The 1,502-nt window shown below is 72.0% G+C and carries 2 protein-coding genes and 1 pseudogene; 1 reads left to right on the top strand and 2 read right to left on the bottom strand.

The window, feature by feature from the left end; genetic code table 11:
• Window positions 1–215 (bottom strand): annotated as a pseudogene (locus ABZ641_RS36980) (hypothetical protein); the annotation flags it as partial.
• A 122-nt stretch (window positions 216–337) separates the two neighbouring features.
• Between ABZ641_RS36980 and ABZ641_RS36975 the strand changes: the two are divergent.
• Window positions 338–910 carry a helix-turn-helix domain-containing protein gene (locus tag ABZ641_RS36975; RefSeq protein WP_344624614.1) on the top strand — a complete coding sequence of 191 codons (573 nt, stop codon included), beginning with the start codon at window positions 338–340 and terminating at the stop codon, window positions 908–910.
• Between the two features lie 279 nt (window positions 911–1,189).
• On the opposite strand, the gene ABZ641_RS36970 is transcribed toward ABZ641_RS36975, so the two are convergent.
• The coding region (locus ABZ641_RS36970) for a dihydroxy-acid dehydratase (protein ID WP_359988953.1) at window positions 1,190–1,502 on the bottom strand (313 nt) is incomplete at its 5' end.

The raw sequence follows: 1,502 nt of genomic DNA, 5'->3' as shown, positions 1-1,502 counted from the left end.
TGCGCCGCCAGCTCCAGCGGCGAGTGCGCGGCGACCTCGGCGAACCGTGCCCCGAGGACGGCACGCCCCTCGAACCGGCGCGGTCCGACCGGCTCGAAGACGGTCTCCACCACCGCGTCCTCGGCGTAGAGCTCGGCGAGTTCGGAGAACCGTCCGGCAGTGATGCCGTCGAGCAGCGCGTGGAAGACCTCGCGCGGCGTCCTGGTTTCGGACATGATCAACCCCTATCGGAAGCGTCGGTACAATCGGACTGGCGACTCCGCTTCGAACGATACGGACTGGGCACTCCGGTTGTCCAGGGGGTGGATCCGCCGTGCGCGGAAGGGAGACGAGCGGGATGAGTGGCAGTCAGGAACGGCCGCTGCGGGCCGATGCGGCCCGCAACCGGGCGAGGCTGCTGGACGTGGCCACCGAGGTGTTCACCACCCGGGGCGTCGACGTGCCGACCGAGGAGATCGCCCGCGCCGCAGGGGTCGGGGTGGGCACCCTGTTCCGGCACTTCCCGACCAAGGAGGCCCTGCTCGCGGCGGTGATGGTGCGCCGGCTGGAGGCGATCGCGGCAGGCACCGCCGAGCTGGCGGCGGGCGCCGATCCGGCCGAGGCCTTCTTCGACTGCTTCCGCCTGGTGGTCGACCGGTCCGCGGGCAAGAACGAGTTCACGCAGGCGCTCGCCGCGGCCGGAGTGGACGTGCACGCCTCGCTGCAGGAGTCGACCGCGGCGATCCGGGACCGACTGGCCGGACTCCTGGCCGGGGCGCAGCGGGCCGGGGCCGTCCGCGCCGACCTCGGCCTGCCGGAGCTGCTCGCCCTGCTGGTGGGCACCGGCACGACCATGGAGCAGTTGCGGGACGACCCGGCCGCCCGGGAGCGGATCTACGAGGTGGTCTTCGACGGGCTCCGGCCGCGCTGAGCGCAGGCCCGCGGCCGTCCGCGGGATTCGCCGCACGACAGTGGGAAGAAGGGGCGGGGGGAATGTCGATGGCAGCGTTTACAACGTTATACAGGTAGTGCGATCCGCCGGGCAAGGGCATTCCGCCGAGCATTCCGGCCACCCCTCCATTACCCCTCGCCGCCCCGGCCGTCCGCACCCTGCACGCCGCCCGACACCCGCCCGACACCCGTCCGACGCGCCGCCCTCCGACGCGCCGCCCGATGCCCCCGGCCGATCGTCGTATAAGGCCGTCGCCCGTCATCCGCGGCTGACGCTCCCGCACCTCGACGCTTCGTCACCTCCGCACGACGCCGCTCGACATCGGATGAAGTGAGCACGCGGAGGAGTTTCCCGCAACGCATCGCTCCGAAGGGGTGGACACGGCCCCGGGGCCGTGCTGTCATTCTGGCTGCCCCGATTTTCCAACGTTGGAACGGAACTCCACCCACCCCCTCTGCGCACCGTGCCGCCCCTCGCGTCCAGGTTGATCTTCCGGCCGGGGATGTCGATGGCGATGATGTCGCCGTCCTCGACCAGGGCGATGGTGCCGCCGGAGGCGGCCTCCGGGGAG

The sequence above is a fragment of the Kitasatospora sp. NPDC007106 genome (assembly GCF_040634455.1).
In the GTDB taxonomy this organism is placed as follows: Bacteria; Actinomycetota; Actinomycetes; order Streptomycetales; family Streptomycetaceae; genus Kitasatospora; species Kitasatospora arboriphila.
This window is presented reverse-complemented; position numbering and strand designations above follow the sequence as displayed.

Coding starts and splice junctions, on each gene's coding strand:
- ABZ641_RS36975 (WP_344624614.1), top strand. CDS start 338: ATGAGTGGCAGTCAGGAACGGCCGCTGCGGGCCGATGCGGCCCGCAAC.